The following is a 21588-nucleotide window of genomic DNA, read 5'->3' as shown; positions in this document are numbered from 1 at the left end:
TCACAGGCTCATTCAACACGAGCCGGTGAGTCAGTTCGCAGCGAACTCCCCCAGGAGGGCCTTCCGCTGCTGGTCGCCGAGACCGCGCAGCCGGCGGCTGTCAGCGATCTTCAGCTTCTCCATGATCTGCGTCGCGCGGATCTTGCCGATGCCCGGCAGCGCCTGCAGCACGGCCGAAACCTTCAGCTTGCCGACGACCTCGTCCCCCTCCGCGCGGTCGAGCACGGCGGCGAGGGTGGTCTTGCCGGACTTGAGCTGTTCCTTCAGCTCAGCCCGAGCCTTGCGAACTTCCGCGGCCTTCTCCAGCGCTGCAGCGCGCTGCTCGGGGCTCAGTGACGGGAGCGGCACCAGTTCTCCTCAGGTCCCTATCGCGCCGTAGTTCAATACCGGCGCTTCTGTGAAACGTGGTGTGCCAGGGAACCAAAGGGGCATGTGGTTCCCGGCGCGGGGAAAACTAGCGGTCAACGGCGCATTCGGCAACGTGGGGGTACCCCCGGCGACGCTGTGTCCCGGCCTGGTAAACAGGCCCGACTCACCCGAGAGCGGCCCGGCAGTCGTCGACGGCGCGCTCGGCGGCGTCCCGCAGAGCGGACACGGAAGGTCCCGCGTTGAGAACTTCCCGTGAGTACGACGGCAGCACGTTGCGCAGGCTTTCGCCGAAGACGGAGCGCAGGTCGGACGGGGTCGCGCCCTGCGCGCCGAGCCCCGGAGCGAGCAACGGACCGTTCACTTGAGACAGGTCGTGACCGGTCCGTCCGATCGTCGCGCCGACCACGAGACCGAGGTTGCCGAGCGGCTGGGCACCCCTGTTGACCTGGGAAATCTCGTCGATCACGCGCTGCGCCACGGTGCGGCCGTCCGCGGTGACCGCGTGCTGGACGCTCGCTCCTTCCGGGTTCGACGTCAGCGCGAGGACGAAGACGCCGGCGCCGTTGGCCGCCGCGAGGTCGAATGCCGGCTGCAACGACCCGACTCCGAGGTAGGGACTCACAGTAATCGCGTCGGCACTCAGCGAACTCGCAGGATTCAGGTACGCGGAGGCGTACGCGGCCATCGTCGAGCCGATGTCGCCGCGTTTCACATCCAGCAGGACGAGCGCCCCGGCCTCGCGCAACTGTCGGATAGTTGACTCAAGGATCGCGATGCCACGTGACCCAAATCTCTCAAAAAACGCCGACTGCGGCTTCACCACGGCCACCCGATCGGCCAGTGCGTCGACCACCGTACGGGCGAAGCGTTCCAGGCCGGCGACGTCATCGCCGAGCCCCCAGCGAGCGAGCAGAGCGGGGTGCGGATCGATGCCGACACAGAGCGGCCCCCGCTTCCCGAGGGCGTCCGTGAGCCGCTGTCCGAAGGTCTCCATCGCTGCCGTCCTCGTTGTCAGGTAGCCGCCACCGCGGCGGCGATCCCCGCCACGATCCGGTCCACGTCGGTCTGGTCCGCCAGGTACGGCGGCATCGTGTAGATCAGGTCCCGGAACGGGCGCAGCCACACGCCGGCGTCGACGGCCGCGGCGGTCGCCTTCGCCATGTCCACCGGATGGTCGAGCTGCACCACGCCGATCGCGCCCAGGACCCGCACGTCGGCGACGCCCGGCATCCCGCGCAGCGGCTCCAGACCGTCCCGGAGACCGCTTTCGATCACCCGGACGAGTGATCGCCAGTCGGTGTCCCGCAGCAGTCCCAGCGAGGCGTTCGCGACCGCGCAGGCGAGCGGGTTGCCCATGAACGTCGGCCCGTGCGCGAGCCCGCCACCCTCCCCCATGGAGATCGCCTCGGCCACCGCGGTCGTCGCCAGCGCCGCCGCGAGCGTCAGGTAGCCACCGGTCAGCGCCTTGCCCACGCACATGATGTCGGGGCTCACCCCGGCATGATCGGCCGCGAAGAACTCGCCGGTCCGCCCGAACCCGGTCGCGATCTCATCAAAGATCAAGAAGATTCCGTACGCCTCCGTGGCCTCCCGCAGGACGCGGAGGTACTCCGGATGGTGGAAGCGCATCCCGCCGGCACCCTGCACGACCGGCTCGACGATCACCGCCGCCACGTCGTCCGCGTGCTCGGCGACGAGCGCCCGCAGCGCGCCGGCATAGCCCGGGTCGAACTCGGCCGGCGGCGCGTCGGCGAAGACCTGGACCGGCAGCACCCCGGTCCACAGCGAGTGCATGCCGCCGACCGGGTCGCACACGGTCATCGGATGGAACGTGTCGCCGTGGTAGCCGCCACGCCAGGTCAGCAGCCGCCGCCGGCCCGGGCGGCCGAGGGCGAGCTGGGCCTGCAGCGCCATCTTGATCGCGACCTCGACGCTGACCGACCCGGAGTCGGCGAGGAACACGTGCTCGAGCCCCGCCGGCGCCAGCTCGACCAGCGTGGTGGCCAGCTCGATGGCGGGGGCGTGGGTGAGCCCGCCGAACATGACGTGGCTCATCCGGCCCGCCTGCTCGGCGAGCGCCGCGTCGAGCACCGGGTGCCGATACCCGTGGATGGCCGCCCACCACGACGACATCCCGTCGATCAGCTCCCGCCCGTCGGCCAGTCGCAGCCGGACGCCCCGGGCGCTCTCCACCAGGTAGGGCTCGCTCCTGCCCGGCATCGGCCCGTACGGATGCCAGACGTGCGCCCGGTCGAGAGCCAGGAGATCGGTCATCTCGTTCTCGCGGCCACCCGGGCGACCGACCGAACCAGGGCCGGACCGTGGTAGATGAAGCCGCTGTAGAGCTGCACCAGCGAGGCGCCGGCGTCCAGCAGCCGGCTCGCGTCGTCGGCGCACATCACGCCGCCGACCCCGATGATCGGCAGTTGGCCGCCGGTCTCGGTGTGCACGAAGTGGACCACCTTGCGCGCCTTCTCGGTGAGCGGCCGCCCCGACAACCCGCCCGCCTCCCCGGCCTTCGGCTGGTCAGCCGCGGCGAGCCCGTCCCGGGCGAGCGTGGTGTTCGTCGCGATCACGCCGGCCGCGCCGTGGCTCAGGCACACCTCGAGCAGCTCGGCGATGGCCGGCTCGGTCAGGTCCGGCGCGATCTTCACGAGCACCGGCACCTTGCCCGCCAGGGCGCCGAGCAGGCCCGCGACCGCCGACCTGTCCTGCAGCGTGCGCAGCCCGGGCGTGTTCGGCGAGGACACGTTCACCGCGATGTAGTCGGCGTACGGGTGCAGCAGCTCGTACGAGGTCAGGTAGTCCTGCACCGCCTCCTCCAGCGGCGTCACCTTGGACTTCCCGAGCGACACCCCCAGCGGGACCCCGATCGGCCCCAGCGCCCGCAGACGGGCGGCCAGCGCGGCCGCCCCGGCGTTGTTGAAGCCCATCCGGTTGATGATCGCCTCGCTGTCCCGAAGCCGGAACAGCCGGGGCTTGTCGTTGCCCGGCTGCGCCTTCGCGGTGACCGTGCCGACCTCGACGAACCCGAACCCGAGCGCCGGCCACGCGGGCAGCGCCACGCCGTTCTTGTCCATCCCGGCGGCGAGCCCGACCGCGTTCGGGAACCGCACCCCGAACACCTCGACCGGCGCGTCGGTCGCATACCGCGTCCGCAGCACCGACCGGGTGCGCTCGCCCAGCCGGGAGAGACGCCCGAGGGTGAACTCGTGCGCCTTCTCCGCGTCACCCCCGCCGAGGCGGAAGAGCACCGGCCGGACCACGCGCTCGAAAGCACTCACGCCGCCGCCCCCACGCCCCGCGCCCCAGCGGCGCCCGCGCCCAGCGTCCCCGCCGCGCCCCGCGTCCCCGCCACGCCCACGCCCAGCGTCCCCGCCGCGCCCCGCGTCCCCGCCACGCCCACGCCCAGCGTCCCCGCCACGCCCGCGCCCCGCGTCCCCGCCACGCCCACGCCCAGCGTCCCCGCCACGCCCGCGCCCAGCGTCCCCGCCACGCCCGCGCCCAGCGTCCCCGCCGCTTCGCCCCGCACCGTCGCCGCGACGCGGGAGGAAGGGCGGGGCGCGCCGGACGAACCGACCGGCGACTCCGGGGTCGCCGTCACTTGTCGCCTCGGAGGGCGGCGTGCAGCTCCTGCAGCGGGCGGACCGTCATGTCGCCGCGCATCAGGGCCTCGATGCCCATCACCGCGGCCGCGGCGCCCTGGGTGGTGGTGATGCTCGGGATGTCGGCGGTGACCGCCGCGCTGCGGATCTCGTACCCGTCGGAGCGGGCGCTCGCGCCGGAGCCCTGCGGGGTGTTGATGATCATCGCGACCTCGCCGGCCAGGATCAGCTCCACCGCGTTCTGGCCCGGGCTCTCGTAGTGCTTCGGGACGACCTCGCAGGCGATGCCGTGCCGGCGCAGCACCTCGCCGGTGCCGGCGGTGGTGACGATCGTGAAGCCGAGGTCGGCGAGCCGCTTGACCGGGAAGATCATCGAGCGCTTGTCCCGGTTCGCGACCGAGACGAAGATCTTGCCGGCGGTCGGCAGCGACCCGTACGCGGCGGCCTGTGACTTGGCGAACGCCTGGCCGAACCCGGCGTCGATGCCCATCACCTCGCCGGTCGACTTCATCTCGGGGCCGAGCAGGCTGTCCACGCCGTGGCCGGCCGGGGTGCGGAACCGCTTGAACGGCAGCACCGCCTCCTTGATCGCGATCGGCGCGTTCTCCGGGGTGGTCCCGCCGTCGCCCTCGGGCAGCAGCAGGCCCTCGGCGCGCAGCTCGGCGATGGTCGCGCCCAGCATGATCCGGGCCGCGGCCTTGGCCAGCGGGACCGCGGTCGCCTTCGAGACGAACGGGACGGTCCGCGACGCGCGCGGGTTGGCCTCCAGCACGTAGAGGGCGTCGTCCTTGAGCGCGTACTGGACGTTGAGCAGGCCACGCACCCCGACGCCGCGGGCGATCGCCTCGGTGTAGCGGCGCACCTCGGCCAGGTGCGAGCCGGCCAGCGTGACCGGGGGCAGCGAGCAGGACGAGTCGCCGGAGTGGATGCCGGCCTCCTCGATGTGCTCCATCACGCCACCCAGGTAGACCTCGCCGGTCGCGTCGCAGAGCGCGTCCACGTCGATCTCGATGGCGTCGTCCAGGAAGCTGTCGACCAGCACCGGGTGATCGGGCGAGATCTGGGTGGCCCGCTCGATGTAGCCGGCCAGCGTGGGCTCGTCGTACACGATCTCCATGCCCCGGCCGCCGAGCACGTACGAGGGCCGGACCAGCACCGGGTAGCCGATCGCGTCGGCGATCGCCTTGGCCTCCTCGAAGCTGGTGGCCGTGCCGTGCTCGGGCGAGCGCAGGCCGGCTTTGTGCAGGACCGCACCGAACTGGCCGCGGTCCTCGGCCAGGTCGATCGACTCGGGCGACGTGCCGACGATCGGGACGCCGGCCGCCTTGAGCCGCTTGGCCAGGCCGAGCGGGGTCTGCCCGCCGAGCTGCACGATCACGCCGACGACGCCGGGGCCGCCGGCCGCCTTGCCGGAGGAGTCCTCGGAGTGGAACACCTCGAGGACGTCCTCGAAGGTGAGCGGCTCGAAGTAGAGCCGGTCGGCGGTGTCGTAGTCGGTCGACACCGTCTCCGGGTTGCAGTTGACCATGACGGTCTCGTAGTCGACGCCCCGCAACGCCATCACGGCGTGCACGCAGGAGTAGTCGAACTCGATGCCCTGCCCGATCCGGTTCGGCCCCGAGCCCAGGATCAGCACCTTGGGCCGGGCGCTCGGCGCCACCTCGGTCTCCTCGTCGTAGGACGAGTAGTGGTACGGCGTGTTCGCCTCGAACTCGGCCGCGCAGGTGTCCACGGTCTTGTAGACCGGGCGCACGCCGAGCCGGTGCCGCAGGGTGCGCACGCCGTCCTCGCCGGCCAGTTCCGGGCGCAGGGCGGCGAGCTGACGGTCGGAGAGGCCGGCCCGCTTGGCCCGGCGCAGCAGCTCCTCGTCCAGCACCGCGGCGCCGGAGATCTCCGTACGCAGGTCGATGAGTGCCTTGATCTCCTCGAGGAACCACGGGTCGATGCCGCCGCTGGCCTCGTGCACCTGGTCGATCGAGGCCCCGAGCCGCAGAGCCCGCTCGACCGTGTAGAGACGCCCGTCGTGCGGAATGCGCAAGGCGGACAAAACGTCCTGGAGTGAGGACGAGTCCTCGGCCGTCGTCCAGAACCCGGCCGCCGGGGTCTCCATCGACCGCATCGCCTTGTTCAGGGCCTCGGCGAAGTTGCGGCCCAGGCTCATCGCCTCGCCGACCGACTTCATCGTCGTGGTGAGCTCGGGGTCGGCGCCCGGGAACTTCTCGAACGCGAACCGCGGGATCTTCACGACCACGTAGTCGAGGGCCGGCTCGAAGGCGGCCGGGGTCTTCAGCGTGATGTCGTTCGGGATCTCGTCGAGGGTGTAGCCGATGGCCAGCTTCGCCGCGATCTTCGCGATCGGGAAGCCGGTCGCCTTCGAGGCCAGCGCGCTGCTTCGCGACACCCGCGGGTTCATCTCGATGACGACCAGCCGGCCGTCGCGCGGGTTGACCGCGAACTGGATGTTGCAGCCGCCGGTGTCGACGCCCACCTCGCGCAGCACCGCGATGCCGAGGTCGCGCAGCGCTTGGTATTCCCGGTCGGTGAGGGTCATGGCCGGCGCGACGGTGACCGAGTCGCCGGTGTGCACGCCCATCGGGTCGACGTTCTCGATCGAGCAGACCACCACGACGTTGTCGTGCCTGTCGCGCATCAGCTCGAGCTCGTACTCCTTCCAGCCGAGCACGCTCTCCTCGATCAGCACCTCGTGCACCGGCGAGGCGGCCAGGCCGGCCCCGGCGATGCGCTCGAGGTCCTCGTCGGTGTGCGCCATGCCCGAGCCGAGGCCGCCCATGGTGAACGAGGGCCGGATGACCACCGGCAGGCCGAGGTCGGCGACGGTGGCGCGCACCTCGTCCATCGAGTGGCACACCCGCGAGCGCGGCGTCTCGCCGCCGGCCTTCGCGACGATGTCCTTGAACAGCTGGCGGTCCTCGCCGCGGCGGATCGCGTCGATGTTCGCGCCGATCAGCTCGACGCCGTACTTCTCCAGCACGCCGCTCTCGTGCAGCGCGACCGCGGTGTTCAGCGCGGTCTGCCCGCCCAGCGTCGGCAGGATCGCGTCCGGCCGCTCCTTGGCGATGACCAGCTCGACGAACTCCGGGGTGATCGGCTCGACGTAGGTGGCGTCGGCGAACTCCGGGTCGGTCATGATCGTGGCCGGGTTGGAGTTGACCAGCGAGACGCGCAGGCCCTCGGCCCGCAGCACCCGGCAGGCCTGGGTGCCGGAGTAGTCGAACTCGCAGGCCTGGCCGATGACGATCGGCCCGGAGCCGATCACCATGACGTGCTTCAGATCCTCACGCTTCGGCATCGCGTCAGCCCTTCTTCTCGACCAGCTCGACGAACCGGTCGAACAGGTAGTCGGCGTCGTGCGGACCAGCCGCGGCCTCGGGGTGGTACTGGACGGTGAACGCGGGGACGTCCAGGCCCCGCAGCCCTTCGACCACGTTGTCGTTGAGGCAGACGTGCGACACCTCGACGGCGCCGAACTCGGTGTCGATCGCCGCATCGAGCGGGGCGTCGACGGCGAAGCCGTGGTTGTGCGAGGTGACCTCGACCTTGCCGGTGGTCCTGTCCAGCACCGGCTGATTGATGCCGCGGTGGCCGTAGCCGAGCTTGTACGTGCCGAAGCCGAGCGCCCGGCCCAGGATCTGGCTGCCGAAGCAGATGCCGAACAGCGGCTTGCGGATCCGCATGACCTCGCGGGCCAGCGCGACCGGCCCGTCGGCGGTGGCCGGGTCGCCCGGGCCGGGCGAGAAGAACACCGCGTCGGGGCCGACCGCGAGCAGGTCCTCGATCGAGGACGAGGCCGGGAAGATGTGCGTCGTGACGCCGCGCGCCGCGAGCCGGCGGGCGACGTTGCGCTTGATCCCGAGGTCGAGCGCCGCAACCGTGTACCGGTGTTCCCCGACCGCCGAAACCGTGTATTTCTCCGAAGTAGTGACTTCGGCGGACAAGTCAGCCCCGACCATCTGCGGCGAGGCAAGAACCTTCTCCAGCAGCGAGGCCGGGTCAAGATCCACACTCGACACACCGACCCGCATCGCGCCACGTGAGCGCAGGTGCCGGGTCAGCGCCCGGGTGTCCACCCCGCTGATCCCGACGACACCCTCGGCCTCCAAGCGAGCCGCGAGGTCACCGGTCGAGCGCCAGTTCGAGGGGCGACGAGCCGGATCCCGTACGACATAACCGGCCACCCAAATGCGGTCGGACTCGTCGTCCTCATCGTTCACGCCGGTGTTGCCGATCATCGGCGCGGTCTGCACCACGACCTGCCGGTGATACGACGGGTCGGTCAGCGTCTCCTGGTAACCGGTCATGCCGGTGGTGAAGACCGCCTCCCCGAACGTCTCCCCCGGGGCGCCGTACGCCTCGCCCCAGAACGTCCGGCCATCCTCAAGTACGAGGATCGCTTTGCTCATCTACTTCACAGCCTTCCCGTCGAGGACCGTCGGCTCTCCCCGGAGGAAGGTCGCCACGATGCGACCCGGCAGGGTGGTGCCCGAGTACGGCGTGTTGCGGCTGCGGCTCGCCAGCTCGGCCGGATCGACGACCCAGCGGGCGGACGGGTCCACCAGCGTCAGGTTGGCCGGCGAGCCGACCGCGAGGTCGGTGCCGTGCCCGGCCAGCCCGGCGATCCGGGCCGGCGTGCGGGACATCCGCTCGGCGATCAGGTCCCAGCGCTCGCCGAGGACGCTGATCACGATCGAGAGCGCGGTCTCCAGCCCGAGCATGCCGGGCCGGGCGTACGCCCACTCGCATTCCTTGTCCTCCACCGCGTGCGGCGCGTGATCGGTGGCCACCACGTCGATGACGCCCTCGACGAGCGCCTCGCGCAGGGCGGCCACGTCCCCGGCCGTACGCAATGGGGGGTTGACCTTGAAAACCGGGTCGTAGGACGCGGCCAGGTCGTCGGTCAGCAGCAGGTGATGCGGCGTGACCTCGGCGGTGACCCGGACGCCGCGGGCCTTGGCCTGGCGCAGCACCTCGACCGAGCCGGCCGTGGAGACGTGGCAGACGTGCAGGCGGCTGCCCACGTGCTCGGCGAGCAGCACGTCCCGGGCGATGATCGCCTCTTCGGCGACGGCCGGCCAGCCGGTGAGGCCCAGCCGGGTGCTCACCTCGCCCTCGTGCATCTGCGCGCCCTCGGTGAGCCGCGGCTCCTCGGCGTGCTGGGCGATGATGCCGTCGAACGCCTTCACGTACTCCAGGGCGCGGCGCATCAGGCGCGGGTCGGCGACGCAGAAGCCGTCGTCCGAGAAGATCCGCACGTTCGCGGCGCTGGTCGCCATCGCGCCCAGCTCGGCCAGCTGCTTGCCGGCCAGCCCGACGGTGACCGCGCCGATCGGCTGCACGTCGACCAGCCCGGCCTCGCGGCCGAGGCGCCAGACCTGCTCGACCACGCCGGCGGTGTCGGCGACCGGCGAGGTGTTCGCCATCGCGCAGACCGCGGTGTAGCCGCCCAGAGCGGCCGAGCGGGAGCCGGTCTCGACGGTCTCGGCGTCCTCCCGGCCCGGCTCGCGCAGGTGGGTGTGCAGGTCGACCAGCCCGGGCAGCGCGACGAGCCCGGTAGCGTCAATGTATTCCGCGGAAATATCGGGAAGGTCCGAAATGAGGCCATCGCGCAGCATCAGGTTCGCCGGCGCTCCCCCGAGAACCGACACATTCCTCAAGACATACGAGCTCACGCCTTGCCCCCCAGCAGCAGATAGAGAACCGCCATCCGGGCACTGACCCCGTTGGCGACCTGTTCGACGATCGTGGAACGGGACGAGTCCGCCACCTCGGGGGCGATCTCCATGCCGCGGTTCATCGGGCCCGGATGCATGACGATCGCGTGCTCGGGCAGCTTGCGCATGCGCGCGACGTCGAGGCCGTAGCGCCGGCTGTACTCCCGCGCGGACGGGAAGTACGAGTCCTGCATGCGCTCGGTCTGCACCCGCAGCATCATCACGACGTCCATGTCGGGCAGGACGCTATCGAGGTCGTACGACACTTTTGTTTTCGGCTCGAGCGCGGCCGCGATGTCCACCGGAATCAGCGTCGGCGGCCCGATCAGGGTCACCTGCGCACCCAGGGTGGACAGCAGCAGCACGTTGGAGCGGGCGACCCGGCTGTGCAGCACGTCGCCGACGATCGCGACCTTCAGACCGTCGAGGCGGCCCAGGCGCGAGCGCATCGTGTACGCGTCCAGCAGCGCCTGGGTCGGGTGCTCGTGGGTGCCGTCGCCCGCGTTGATCACCGAGCCGTCCACCCACGAGGCGAGCCGGTGCGGCGCGCCGGACGCCGAGTGCCGGATCACCACCGCGTCCGCGCCCATCGCCTGCAGGGTGAGCGCGGTGTCCTTCAGGCTCTCACCCTTCGAGACGCTGGAGCCTTTCGCGGAGAAGTTGATGACGTCGGCCGAGAGCCGCTTCGCCGCCGCCTCGAACGAGATCCGGGTCCGGGTCGAGTCCTCGTAGAAGAGATTCACCACGGTCCGGCCGCGCAGCGTGGGCAGCTTCTTGACCTCGCGGCCGGCGAGCGCGGCCATCTCCGCGGCGGTGTCCAGGATCAGGGTGGCGGTGGCCGCGTCCAGGTCGGCGGCCGATCGCAGATGCTTGATCATTTGTCGTCGCCCCCGGTCAGCTCGGCCTCGTCCGATCCGTCGCCCCCGGTCAGCTTGACCTCGTCCAGGCCGTCGGTCTCGGTCAACGAGACCCGCACGCTCTCGGACAGCGCGGTCGGGATGTTCTTGCCCACGTAGTCGGCCCGGATCGGCAGCTGCCGGTGGCCGCGGTCGACCAGCACGGCGAGCTGCACCGAGCTCGGCCGGCCGACGTCGTTCAGCGCGTCCAGCGCGGCCCGCACGGTGCGGCCGGAGAAGAGCACGTCGTCGACCAGAATCACGCGGCGCCCGTCGATGCCCCCGCCGGGCAGCTCGGTCTTGCCGAGGGCGCGGGTGGCGTGCAGGCGAAGATCGTCGCGGTAGAGCGTGATGTCGAGCGAGCCGATCGGCACGTCGATGCCCTCGAAGGCGTGGATGCGGGCGGCCAGCCGCTGCGCGAGCGGCACGCCCCGGGTCGGAATCCCGAGAAGCACGGTGCCGGTGGCGCCCGACGTCTTCTCGAGGATCTGGTGAGCGATCCGGTCGACGACCCGGTGCAGGTCGGACCCGGTCAAGATGATCTTGCTGGTCGTGTCTGCGCGCGGCGAAGCCACGGCGGACCTCCTTCCCCGCCTCACGGGACGGGTCGTTAAAGGATGTCGACGGGACACGTTCTCCCGATGGCGGACGTAACGTTACCAGCGGCGGAGACGTTGACGATGGTGACCTGCCCTACGCCACGATTACCGGATCAATCGGACACTTCACCCACGGACCGCACGACTCATCGGTAACCAGCACTTGACCGGCGGTCTCACACTGCGTACCGTCACGCTCCGTAGCGATCGCGGAGGAAGAACCCTCCGGGCCAGCACAGTGGGAGTGTTCCGAATGCCGTCTGAGTACGCCAAGTCGTTGGGCGCCCGCCTGCGCTCCATCCGCCAGCAGCAGGGTCTTTCCCTGCAAGGTGTGGAAGAGAAGTCGAACGGCCGATGGAAGGCCGTCGTGGTGGGCTCGTACGAGCGTGGTGACCGCGCGGTCACCGTGTCCCGCCTTGCCGAACTGGCCGACTTCTACCGCGTGCCCGTCTCGGAGCTGCTGCCCGACGGCAGCGGCGTCCGCCTCGAGGCCACCAACAAAATCGTGCTCGACCTGGAGAAGCTGTACGACACCACCGGCGAGGACCTCGCCTACGTCGCGCGGTACGCCCGGGCCATCCAGCAGCAGCGCGGTGACTACAACGGCCGCGTCCTGTCCATCCGAGCCGATGACCTGCGTGCGCTCGCCATCGTTTACGACATCTCCCCGTCGGGCCTCATCGAGCGCCTGACGGAGCAGGGTGTCCTGGTGGCCGACCCGCGCGCGTTCTTCGCCAGCTGATCTCGTTTTCCCCTCACGTCAAAGGGCCCGCGGTGAATTCCGCGGGCCTTTGGCATGTCCGCCTGGTCGGCGCGCCCGCGTGCACGTCTTTGGCCGGCCACTCGCCGTCACGGGGCTCTTCGATCGTTGAAACGCTCTAAATCACCGATCGTGCGGATGATCGGGGTCGGGCTTTTGGGGGGTGTCCGTTTTCGCGCATGAAGCAAATGCTCAAGGGCGGTTTGTGGGGTGCGAGAAAACCCTGGGGCGCTGCCCCCGACCCCGGCCGCGCTCGGCTCTTGTGACGCACGAAAGCCGCCCGGCGGAAACCGGGCGGCTTCGGGGTTGCCAGTGCGGGTTACCTGGTGGCGAACTCGGAGATGCGGCCGAGAATGCCGTTCAGGAAGCGTGGGCTGTCGTCGGTCGACATCTGCTTGGCCAGCTCTACTGCCTCGGTGATGGCTACCGGGTCGTCGATCTCGGGGACGTAGAGCAGCTCGTAGACCGCGATGCGGGCCAGGTTGCGGTCGATCACCGGCATGCGGTCCAGGGTCCAGCCCTCGGCGTAGCTGGCGATCAGCTCGTCGATCCGGTCGAGGTTCTTGGCCACGCCCTCGACCAGGCTGATCGCGTAGTCCAGGTGGTCGGGGCGCGGCTTCTCGATCCGGTCGAGGTAGGTGCGCAGCACCTCGCTCGGCGGCAGGTCGCGCAGGTCGGCCTCGTAGAGGACGTCCAGCGCCCGCTTGCGCGCCTTGCGGCGGGCGGGCATCTGCGTCTTGGGGGCCTCAGCCATCAAGAGCGACCGAGGTAGCGGCCGTCGCGGGTGTCGACCTTGATCTTCTCGCCGGTGGTGATGAAGAGCGGGACGTTGACCGTGGCGCCGGTCTCGACGGTGGCCGGCTTGGTGCCGCCGGTCGAGCGGTCGCCCTGCAGGCCGGGCTCGGTGTAGGTGACCTCGAGGAAGACGCTGGTCGGGAGCTCGATGTACAGCGGGACGCCCTCGTGCGTGGCGACCGTGGCCTCGGCCTCGGGGAGCAGGTAGTTCGCGTTCTCCCCGACGGTGCCGGCGGGGACGTGGATCTGCTCGAAGGTGTCCAGGTCCATGAAGACGAAGTCGTCGCCGTCCAGGTAGAGGTACTGCATCGTGCGCTTGTCGACGGTGGCGGTGTCGACCTTCGTGCCGGCGTTGAACGTCTTGTCGACGACCTTGCCGGAGAGCACGTTCTTCAGCGTGGTGCGCACGAACGCCCCACCCTTACCCGGCTTCACGTGCTGGAACTCCACGACGGACCACAGATCGCCGTCGAGGTTGAGCACCAGGCCGTTCTTCAGGTCGTTCGTGGTAGCCATTGCCTGCCTTATCAAGTTCGTATTCGGTGACCGAACGAGTCTACCGACGGTTACCTTGCGTCGCCCACCTGGGCCAAGTGCTCCAGCGCCAGGCGGTAACCATCCACGCCGAGCCCCGCGATCACGCCGGTTGCAACGCCGCTTATGACCGATTTGTGGCGGAATTCCTCGCGCCGGTGAATGTTCGAGATGTGCACCTCGACCAGCCGGCCGCCGAGCAGGGCGCAGGCGTCCCGGATCGCGATGCTGTAGTGCGTCCAGCCGCCCGGGTTGAGCACGACGTCGGCGCCCTCGTCGGCGGCCGCGTGCAGCCAGCGGATCATCTCGAACTCGGCGTCGGTCTGGCGCACCTGCACCTCGAGGTCGAGCCGCTTCGCCGTGTCCTGGCAGGCCTGCACGAGGTCGGCGTAGGTGGTCGAACCGTAGATGTGCGGCTCCCGGGTGCCGAGCCTGCCGATGTTCGGCCCGTTCAACACGTAGATCATCTCGCCACCTCCGCGTAGGCCTCGCGCAGCATGTCCTCGTCCGGGCCGGTCAGGATGCCCGGCTTCGCGAGGCCGTCCAGAACCACGAAGCGCAGCGTGTCGGCCCGCGCCTTCTTGTCGACGCGCATCGCGCCGAGGAGATCGTTCCAAGCCTCCGGCGGGTACGCCGTGGGCAGCCCCGTCATCTCCAGCACCGCCCGGTGCCGGCGCGCCGTGGCGTCGTCCAGCCGGCCGGACAGGCGGGACAGCTCGGCCGCGAAGATGAGCCCGACCGAGATCGCGTGCCCGTGCTTCCAGGTGTACTTCTCACGCTTCTCGATCGCGTGGCCGAGCGTGTGCCCGTAGTTGAGGATCTCGCGCAGCCCCGACTCCTTGAGGTCGAAGCTGACCACCTCGGCCTTGACCCGGATCGCCCGCTCGACCAGCTCGGGCAGGTTTTCCGGCCGCTGCTCCTCGACCAGCTCGAGGATCCGGGGATCGGCGATGAACCCGCACTTGATCACCTCGGCCAGCCCGGCGGTCAGGTCGTCGGCCGGCAGCGTGTCGAGCGCGTCCAGGTCGCAGAGCACCCCGGCCGGCGGGTGGAACGCGCCGACCAGGTTCTTGCCGGCCGCGATGTTCACCCCGGTCTTGCCGCCGACCGAGGCGTCGACCATGCCGAGCAGCGACGTCGACACCGGCACCCAGCGCACCCCGCGCAGCCAGGACGCGGCGACGAAGCCGGCCAGGTCGGTGACCGCTCCCCCGCCGACGCCGACCACCACGTCGGTCCGGGTGAACCCGGCCGCGCCGAGCTCGTCCCAGCAGCGGGCGGCGACCTCGACGGTCTTGCCCCGCTCGGCGTCCGGCACCTCGATCGGCGTGACCCGCTGCCCGAGCCCGCCGGCGATCCGCTCGGCCCGCTCGCGCAACGGCGCCGCATAGAGCACCGCGACCCGCGCCGCACCGTCGATCAGCCCCGGCAGCTCGCCGCCCAGGTCGCGGCCGACCAGCACGTCGTACGGCCGGTCACCACCCACGTGTATACGCGTCACCACGCCCGACACCCTATCGACGCGCGCTGCGCTGCGGGTTGGGGTTATATCTTGCTAACCCCACACGGGTTATAACTGCCGCATGCCGAAAATCAACGTCTACCTGCCGGACGACCTCGCCGACGCGGTCCGGGACGCCGAGCTGCCGGTGTCCGCCATCTGCCAGCGCGCTCTGGAGCAGGCGGTGCGCCGCACCACGGCGATCCGCCAGGCGCTGCTCGACGACCTGCACACCGACCGGCTGGCCGCGCGCCTGCCGAGCTTCACCGCCCGCCTGGTGACCACGCTGACCGGGGCCGCCGACCGGGCGAAGGCGGCCGGCGCCGCCCACGTCACGACCGGCGACCTGCTGGCCGGCATGATCGGCGAGGGCGGCAACCTGGGCCTGCAGGTCCTCGGTGCCCTCGAGATCGAGCCGGGCTCGCTCGAGCCGCCCGCCGACGCCGAGCCCGGCACGAACGGCGCCGGCCTGCGGTTCAGCTCCCCCGCCGCGGTCGCGATCGAGCTGGCCGTCGGCGAGGCGATCGGCATGGGCCACAACTACGTCGGTTGCGAGCATCTGCTGATCGCCCTCGCCGCCGAGACCGACGGCGCGGCCGGCGGCCTGCTGCGATCCCGCGGCGCGGACGCGCGCTCGGTCCGCCGCGCCGTGGCCGCCGCCCTGGCTGGCTACGCGCAGGCGAAAGCGGCCGCCACGCCGACCGGGCTGCGAGCCGCGATGCGGGCCGAGCTGGCGCCCCTGATCGAGCGGATCGATCGCCTGGAGCGTCAGGCCGCCGGCTGACGGCCCGCGTCGGGTGCGAGCTCCATGGAGAGGACAATCTTGCCGCGGGTGTGCCGGGCCGCCAGCTCGGTGTACGCCTCGCGCACCGCCTCCAGCGGGTACACCGCCGCGATCGGCAGCACGACCCGGCCCCAGGCGACCTCCTCGGCCACGAACGCCAGGATCTCGGCGTCGCTCGCCGTCGAGCTGCCCTCGACCTTCGCGCCGGTCCGCTGCGCCGCCGGGTAGTCGATGATCGTGTCGATGCGGGACGGGTCGACGCCCAGCTCGACGGCCAGGTCCACGTACCCGTTCCCGTACGTGTCGATGAATGCGTCGATGCCGGACGGGACCACCTTGCGCAACCGCTCCGCGAGATCGTCGCCGTAGGCGACCGGGATGGCGCCCACCGAGCGCAGCCAGGCCGCGTTGTTCTCGCTCGCGATGCCGATCACCGTGGCGCCGGCGTTGCGGGCGAGCTGCACGGCGAGCGAGCCGACCCCGCCGGCCGCGCCGCTGACCACGACGACCTCGCCGGCCGTCGGCTGCACCGCCCGGACCGTCGCGTACGCCGTCACGCCCGCGACGAACAGGCCGCCGGCCCGGATCCAGTCGAGCGCGAGCGGCTTGCGGGTCAGATGGTCGGCGGGAACCAGGACGTAATCGGCGTGCGAGGACCGCCAGTCGGACCAGCCGAGCACCTCGTCGTCGATGGCGAACTCGGTCACCGAGCCGCCGACCTCGACGACCCGACCGGCGAAGTCGCTGCCCTCGCCGGACGGGAAGGTGGCCGGCCAGCGCTCGTGCAGCAGCCCGGAGCGGATGGCGATCTCGCCGGGGTTGATGCCGGCCGCGACCACCTCGACGAGGACCTGGTCGGCTGCCGGTTGGGGACGCTCGACGTTCTCGATGCGCAGGACGTCCACGTCACCGTACTGATCGAAATGAACCGCTCTGGTCATGGAATCAGTCCTATCGCGTCGATGGGTACAGCGGACCGTCTCGTCCGTCACACTGTGACCGTGACGGGTATCGAGACGGCATTGGTCAAGGTCGGCCAGGCGGTGGTCACCCCGTTCGTCACCCGCTGGCTGGCCGGCCGGCGCGAGACCCGCGAGCGCACGCTGCCGCTGAGCGATCTGCTGCGCCAGCGGTCCACCGACGAGTTCACCCGCCGCCGCGGTGAACGTCAGATCGAGGCGGTCGTCGACGACGTCGCCGAACGCCTGAAGCCGCTGGTCGCCACCCAGTTCGCGGTGCTGCCGGCGAACGAGACCGAGGCGGCGCTCGAGGCGGTGGCCGACACGTTCCTGCGCGCCGACCTGTCTGACGACGCGCTCTTCACCACCGACCTCGACCCGGCCCGGCTGGTGGCCCACCTCAGGCGGTCGGCCCCGCCGGCTGCCCTCTCGGACCTGGCGCAGAGGCTGTACGACGTCGCGCTGGCCGACTGCGCCCGCTGCTACGTGCAGTTCGTGGTGCGGGCCGCGCCGTTCGGCAACCGGGCCGCGGTCGAGATGCTCGGCCGCCTCACCGACCTGACCGACATGATGTCCGAGACGCTGCGCCAGCTTGCCCTGCTCAGTACCGGCGCGATGGACGAAGACGAGTTCCTGGCCCGCTACTACGAGGCGCTGACCCGCAAGCTCAACGTGCTGGATCTGGTCGGCCTCGACACCCAGTTCCGCCCGCGGACGACCCTGAACGTCGCCTACATCAGCCTGAGCGTCAGCGGGGACGGCCCGGCGGCCCGGCGGCGGGCAGCAGCATGGGACCCGTCGCTGGTGCGGCACGCCCGGCTCGAGGACGCCGGGGCGGAACGCGTCGAGCAGGCGCTCGGCCGGTGCACCCGGGCGTTGATCCGGGGCGAGGCCGGGGCCGGCAAGTCGACGCTGCTGCGCTGGCTCGCGGTCACCGCGGCGGCCCGCGCGTTCACCGGCGACCTGGCCGAGTGGAACGGCCGGGTGCCCTTCCTGATCAAGCTACGTAGCTGGCCGACCAAGCTGCCCGCGCCCGAGCAATTCCTGACCGGGGTGGCCGACCCGATCGCCGGCACCATGCCACGCGGCTGGGTGCACCGCCGACTGGAGTCGGGCGCTCTCCTGCTGGTGGACGGCGTGGACGAACTGCCGGCGGAGCGGCGTCCAGCGGTCCGCGCGTGGATCAAGGACTTGCTGGACATGTTCCCCTCGGCCGCCGCGGTGGTCACCTCCCGGCCGCCGGCCGCCCCGGTGCGCTGGCTCCAGGACGAGGCCGACTTCGTCACGCTGACGCTCGAACGGCTTGCCCCGAACGATGTATTCGCGCTGATCGAGCAGTGGCACAAAGCGGCTCGGACGGCGCCATCGCTGCCCTGCCTGCCCAGCGAGCTGCATCGCTACCACCAGTCGCTGCTAGGCCAGCTGGCGGCGAACCGGCACCTCTACCGCCTGGCCGGAAACCCGCTGATGGCGGCCATGCTGTGCGCCCTCAACCTCGACCGGGAGACGCACCTGCCGCCCGACCGGATGGGCATCTACCAGGCCGCAGTGGACATGCTGCTGCACCGGCGGGACACCGAGCGCAGCGTTCATTCGGCGATGCCGGAAATGAGCGTCCGCGAGCGTCGCCAACTGCTGCAGGACCTGGCCTGGCGGATCTCGTTGAACAACCGCTCGGAGCTGTCCCGGGCGGACGCGCTCGCCTATGTGGCTCGGCGCCTCGACGGCATGCCACGGGTCACCGCTGACCCGGCGGCGGTGCTGACTCACCTGCTCGAGCGCAGCGGCGTGCTCCGGGAGCCGGCAGTGGGGCGGATCGACTTCGTGCACCGCACCTTCCAGGAGTACCTGGCCGCGCTGGAGGCGGCCGAGCAGGACATGGGCGGGATGCTCGCGAACCATTACGCGCACCTGGACACCTGGCGCGAGATCGTCGTCATGGCGGCCGGGCACGGGCACAGCGCGATGCGCTCCGAACTGATCGACGGGCTGCTGAGCCGGGCCGAACGCGAGCCGCAGCACCGCCGCACGCTGGTGTTGCTGGCGGCTGCGTGCTTGGAGACCGTGCCGTCGCTGGAGCCGCCGGAGCTGCTTGCTCGCGTCAATCGGGAGCTGGACACCTTGCTGCCGCCGCGCAGCCGGAGCGAGGCGCAGCGGTTGCACGCTGTAGGTGAGCCGCTTCTCGGCCGCCTGCCGTCGGACCTGTCCGGTTTGTCCACCAGTCGGGCCGCAGCGGTGGTGCAAGCGGTCGCGCTGATCAACGGCCCGCGGGCGCTGGAACTCCTGGCCGCATATGCGTCCGATTCTCGCTACGAGGTCCAACGCGAACTCGTCAACGCCTGGTCCTACTTCGACCCTGAGGAGTACGCCCAGCGCGTCCTCGCCGACGCACCGCTGCCCGCCGGCCACGTCAACATCAACCATGTGGCGTTGCTCGGCTCGGTGCGTCACCTCCGGAACCTCGTCAGTGCGAGCCTGTTCCTGATGGGCCGGGTGAGCCTCGCGGACTTGCCGGCATGCCCCCAACTGGAATCGATCTACCTCATCGGCGGCGCGGACGGCTCACTGAGTGAGCTGGACAAGTTCCCCAATCTCACCACGCTCTATTGGAACGAGGGCATCACGCCGACCGGCATCGCTTCGCTGGCGGCACTGCCAAAATTGACCTCCCTGTCGCTCTTGGCCAACTCTGCGGCGGAAGCGCTCGACAAGATCGGCCAGTGCGGGGGCTTGACCGAGCTCACGATTTCATTGAACGACGAGGTGAATGGAATCGACGCCCTGGCCGGACTGTCCAGGCTGCGAACGTTTGCCGTGCTTTCCGGACAGGTCCGCAGTTTCCACCCGCTCGCCGAAGCACCCATCACCGACTTCACCTACGGGTGTTCCCGGCCGCCTCGACGAGGGTCGGCAGATCTGGTCGACAGTTTCCCGGTGGTGGAGGGGCTCAGTATCTTCGGCGGCCCGGATTGGCCGCGCCGCCTGGACTTCGTCGACCGTTTCGAGCGTCTAGAGCGGCTGGCGTTGCACCACATCCGGCCACGATCGCTCGCCGGCCTGACCCTGCCGCCTAGGCTGCGCGCCATCCGGCTCTACCAGGAGACCACAGCGGATCTGGCGCCGTTGGTCGACCACATCCAGTTGACCCAGCTCACCGTCGATGGCCCCGGACCCGATACCGACATATCGTGCTTCACCAACTGGCGCGGCGGCCGGCTCACCATCGAGATCGACAAGCGCGCCACGATCCCTGCAGGTCTCCCACCCTCGGTCCGGCTCCGCCGGCGTTAGCCCTTCAGCAGTGCCGCGACCTCGGCCGCGATCTCCTCGGGCTCGCGGCCGTCGGTCACCACTGTGTGGGTGGCCACCTCGGCGTACAGCGGCCGGCGCTGGTCCAGCAGGTACTTCAGCGTCGCGCGCGGGTTGACCGCCAGCAGCGGCCGCCCGGCGCCGAGCCCGACCCGCTTCACCGCGTCCGACAGCTCCACCGACAGATAGACAACAGTCTGGTCGGCCAGCAGCGCCCGGGTGGCGTCGTTCAGGATCGCGCCGCCACCGAGGGCCAAAATCCCGTTAAATCCAGACAAAGCGTCGGCGATGGTCGCCCGCTCCAGGGCCCGGAAAGCATCCTCCCCGTCATCGAAGAAGATCTCCGGAATCGGCTTCCCGGCCCGCTCCTCGATGATCGCGTCCGAGTCGGCGAAGGCCACACCCAGCTGCTCGGCCACCGCCGACCCCACCGTCGTCTTCCCGGCGCCGGGCGCGCCCACGAACACCGCCACCGGCGCCATCAGCGGATCACCAGCGAGTCAAGGTACGCCGCCAGGTTTCGCCGGATCTCGGCCACCGAGTCGCCGCCGAACTTCTCCGTCGCCGCCTCGGCCAGCACCAGCGCCACCATCGCCTCGGCCACCACGGCCCCGGCCGGCACCGCGCACACGTCCGACCGCTGATTGATCGCCGTCGCCGGCTCCCCGGTCGTCACGTCGATCGTCTGCAGTGCCCGGTTCAGCGACGAGATCGGCTTGAGCGCCGCCCGCACCCGCAGCGGCTCGCCGTTGGTGATGCCACCCTCGAGCCCACCGGCCCGGTCGGTGACCCGCCGGACCCCGTCCTCGGTCGGAATGATCTCGTCGTGCGCCACCGACCCGCGCGACCGCGCCTGGGTGAACCCGTCGCCGATCTCCACGCCCTTCACGGACTGGATGCTCATCAGCGCCGCGGCCAGCCGCCCGTCCAGCTTGCGATCCCACTGCACGTGCGACCCGAGACCCGGCGGCACCCCGTAGGCCAGCACCTCGACGATGCCGCCCAGCGTGTCCGCGTCCTTCTTGGCCGCGTCGACCTCGGCCACCATCCGCGCGCTGGCCTCCGGGTCGAGGCACCGCAGCGGGTCGGCGTCGATCCGCTCGGCGTCCTCCGGCGTCGGGATCAGACCGGACTTGGCCGCCACCGAACCCAGCTCGATCACGTGCGACACGATCTCGATACCGAGCGCCTGCCGGATCAGCGCCTTGGCCACCACACCCACGGCGACCCGCGCCGCCGTCTCCCGCGCGCTGGCTCGCTCGAGGATCGGCCGGGCGTCGGTGTGCCCGTACTTCTGCATGCCGGCAAGATCGGCATGCCCCGGCCGCGGCCGGGTCAACGGCGCGTTGCGCGCCTGCTTGGCCAGCTCCTCCGGATCCACCGGGTCGGCCGCCATCACGGTCTGCCACTTGGGCCACTCCGAGTTGCCCACCCGTAGCGCCACCGGGCTACCGAGCGTCACCCCGTGCCGAATGCCGCCGACGACCTCGACCACGTCCTGCTCGAACGACATGCGAGCACCGCGCCCGTAGCCGAGCCGTCGCCGAGCGAGATCACGCCCGATCTCCGCCGTCGTCACTTCCACCCCGGCGGGCACGCCCTCGAGCATCGCCACCAGCGCCGGTCCATGGGATTCACCAGCCGTAAGCCACCGCAACACGGCGAAAATTGTTGCACGCCGACGCCAGCCCGAGCCGCGCCCCCGCCCGCGTCCCGCCCACCGGAATCGAGACTGTCAAATTCCCCAC

General features: G+C 70.7%; 20 protein-coding genes. 3 read left to right on the top strand and 17 right to left on the bottom strand.

What is annotated here, in order from left to right:
• Window positions 1-30: 30 nt before the first annotated feature.
• From mihF to pyrR, 10 genes are all read right to left on the bottom strand, one after another.
• Window positions 31-348, bottom strand: a complete 318-nt coding sequence (gene mihF / locus ODJ79_RS14180; RefSeq protein WP_203797403.1) for an integration host factor, actinobacterial type — start codon at window positions 346-348, stop codon at window positions 31-33.
• Between the two features lie 184 nt (window positions 349-532).
• Window positions 533-1363: an orotidine-5'-phosphate decarboxylase gene (gene pyrF / locus ODJ79_RS14175; RefSeq protein ID WP_263023878.1), complete on the bottom strand. Its 831-nt coding sequence runs from the start codon at window positions 1361-1363 to the stop codon at window positions 533-535.
• Window positions 1364-1380: 17 nt separating this feature from the next.
• Window positions 1381-2643, bottom strand: a complete 1263-nt coding sequence (locus tag ODJ79_RS14170) for an adenosylmethionine--8-amino-7-oxononanoate transaminase (RefSeq protein ID WP_263023877.1) — start codon at window positions 2641-2643, stop codon at window positions 1381-1383.
• Window positions 2640-3653, bottom strand: a complete 1014-nt coding sequence (locus tag ODJ79_RS14165) for a quinone-dependent dihydroorotate dehydrogenase (RefSeq protein WP_263023876.1) — start codon at window positions 3651-3653, stop codon at window positions 2640-2642. Before ODJ79_RS14165 ends, ODJ79_RS14170 begins: the two co-directional genes overlap by 4 nt.
• On the bottom strand, window positions 3650-3973 hold the full coding sequence (locus tag ODJ79_RS14160; RefSeq protein ID WP_263023875.1) for a hypothetical protein: 324 nt from the start codon (window positions 3971-3973) through the stop codon (window positions 3650-3652). The genes ODJ79_RS14165 and ODJ79_RS14160 overlap by 4 nt, the downstream gene beginning before the upstream one ends.
• A complete protein-coding gene (gene carB, locus ODJ79_RS14155; protein ID WP_263023874.1) occupies window positions 3970-7284 on the bottom strand; it encodes a carbamoyl-phosphate synthase large subunit in 3315 nt (1104 codons plus the stop codon). Before carB ends, ODJ79_RS14160 begins: the two co-directional genes overlap by 4 nt.
• 4 nt (window positions 7285-7288) lie before the next feature.
• Window positions 7289-8395, bottom strand: a complete 1107-nt coding sequence (gene carA, locus ODJ79_RS14150; protein ID WP_263023873.1) for a glutamine-hydrolyzing carbamoyl-phosphate synthase small subunit — start codon at window positions 8393-8395, stop codon at window positions 7289-7291.
• The gene (locus tag ODJ79_RS14145) at window positions 8396-9661 is read right to left on the bottom strand and encodes a dihydroorotase (protein ID WP_263023872.1); all 1266 of its coding nucleotides are present in this window, start codon (window positions 9659-9661) and stop codon (window positions 8396-8398) included. It lies immediately after the preceding gene.
• The gene (locus ODJ79_RS14140) at window positions 9658-10581 is read right to left on the bottom strand and encodes an aspartate carbamoyltransferase catalytic subunit (protein ID WP_263023871.1); all 924 of its coding nucleotides are present in this window, start codon (window positions 10579-10581) and stop codon (window positions 9658-9660) included. Before ODJ79_RS14140 ends, ODJ79_RS14145 begins: the two co-directional genes overlap by 4 nt.
• On the bottom strand, window positions 10578-11174 hold the full coding sequence (gene pyrR / locus ODJ79_RS14135) for a bifunctional pyr operon transcriptional regulator/uracil phosphoribosyltransferase PyrR (protein ID WP_263023870.1): 597 nt from the start codon (window positions 11172-11174) through the stop codon (window positions 10578-10580). Before pyrR ends, ODJ79_RS14140 begins: the two co-directional genes overlap by 4 nt.
• A 277-nt stretch (window positions 11175-11451) precedes the next feature.
• Between pyrR and ODJ79_RS14130 the strand changes: the two genes are divergently transcribed.
• Window positions 11452-11940, top strand: coding sequence for a transcriptional regulator (locus tag ODJ79_RS14130; RefSeq protein ID WP_020517563.1), 489 nt, complete (start codon window positions 11452-11454; stop codon window positions 11938-11940).
• Window positions 11941-12277: 337 nt separating this feature from the next.
• On the opposite strand, the gene nusB is transcribed toward ODJ79_RS14130, so the two are convergent.
• From nusB to aroB, 4 genes are read right to left on the bottom strand one after another with little or no spacing between them, the layout of a single operon-like run.
• Window positions 12278-12688: a transcription antitermination factor NusB gene (nusB, locus tag ODJ79_RS14125; RefSeq protein WP_263023892.1), complete on the bottom strand. Its 411-nt coding sequence runs from the start codon at window positions 12686-12688 to the stop codon at window positions 12278-12280.
• A gap of 23 nt (window positions 12689-12711) precedes the next feature.
• Complete coding sequence (gene efp / locus ODJ79_RS14120; RefSeq protein WP_263023869.1) at window positions 12712-13269, bottom strand: elongation factor P; 558 nt, start codon at window positions 13267-13269, stop codon at window positions 12712-12714.
• Between the two features lie 50 nt (window positions 13270-13319).
• Window positions 13320-13754 (bottom strand): type II 3-dehydroquinate dehydratase, encoded by a 435-nt coding sequence (gene aroQ / locus ODJ79_RS14115; protein ID WP_263023868.1) that lies wholly within the window; start codon window positions 13752-13754, stop codon window positions 13320-13322.
• Window positions 13751-14791 carry a 3-dehydroquinate synthase gene (aroB, locus tag ODJ79_RS14110; protein WP_411267313.1) on the bottom strand — a complete coding sequence of 347 codons (1041 nt, stop codon included), beginning with the start codon at window positions 14789-14791 and terminating at the stop codon, window positions 13751-13753. Before aroB ends, aroQ begins: the two co-directional genes overlap by 4 nt.
• 79 nt (window positions 14792-14870) lie before the next feature.
• Between aroB and ODJ79_RS14105 the strand changes: the two genes are divergently transcribed.
• A complete protein-coding gene (locus tag ODJ79_RS14105) occupies window positions 14871-15572 on the top strand; it encodes a Clp protease N-terminal domain-containing protein (protein WP_263023866.1) in 702 nt (233 codons plus the stop codon).
• Here the strand turns inward: ODJ79_RS14105 and ODJ79_RS14100 are convergent.
• The gene (locus ODJ79_RS14100) at window positions 15557-16513 is read right to left on the bottom strand and encodes an NADP-dependent oxidoreductase (protein WP_263023865.1); all 957 of its coding nucleotides are present in this window, start codon (window positions 16511-16513) and stop codon (window positions 15557-15559) included. The genes ODJ79_RS14105 and ODJ79_RS14100 overlap by 16 nt on opposite strands.
• 60 nt (window positions 16514-16573) lie before the next feature.
• Between ODJ79_RS14100 and ODJ79_RS14095 the strand changes: the two genes are divergently transcribed.
• Window positions 16574-19822, top strand: coding sequence for an NACHT domain-containing protein (locus ODJ79_RS14095; protein ID WP_263023864.1), 3249 nt, complete (start codon window positions 16574-16576; stop codon window positions 19820-19822).
• Here the strand turns inward: ODJ79_RS14095 and ODJ79_RS14090 are convergent.
• Together ODJ79_RS14090 and aroC are read right to left on the bottom strand one after the other, a co-directional pair.
• Entirely contained in the window at window positions 19819-20322 is a 504-nt protein-coding gene (locus ODJ79_RS14090; RefSeq protein ID WP_263023863.1) for a shikimate kinase, read from the bottom strand. The genes ODJ79_RS14095 and ODJ79_RS14090 overlap by 4 nt on opposite strands.
• The gene (gene aroC, locus ODJ79_RS14085) at window positions 20322-21500 is read right to left on the bottom strand and encodes a chorismate synthase (protein ID WP_263023862.1); all 1179 of its coding nucleotides are present in this window, start codon (window positions 21498-21500) and stop codon (window positions 20322-20324) included. Before aroC ends, ODJ79_RS14090 begins: the two co-directional genes overlap by 1 nt.
• Between the last annotated feature and the right edge of the window lie 88 nt (window positions 21501-21588).

Origin of the sequence: Actinoplanes sp. KI2 (assembly GCF_025630775.1) — a bacterium.
Taxonomy (GTDB): domain Bacteria; phylum Actinomycetota; class Actinomycetes; order Mycobacteriales; family Micromonosporaceae; genus Actinoplanes.
Note: the sequence above shows the minus strand (reverse complement) of the source record. Positions and strands in the feature narration are given on the sequence as shown.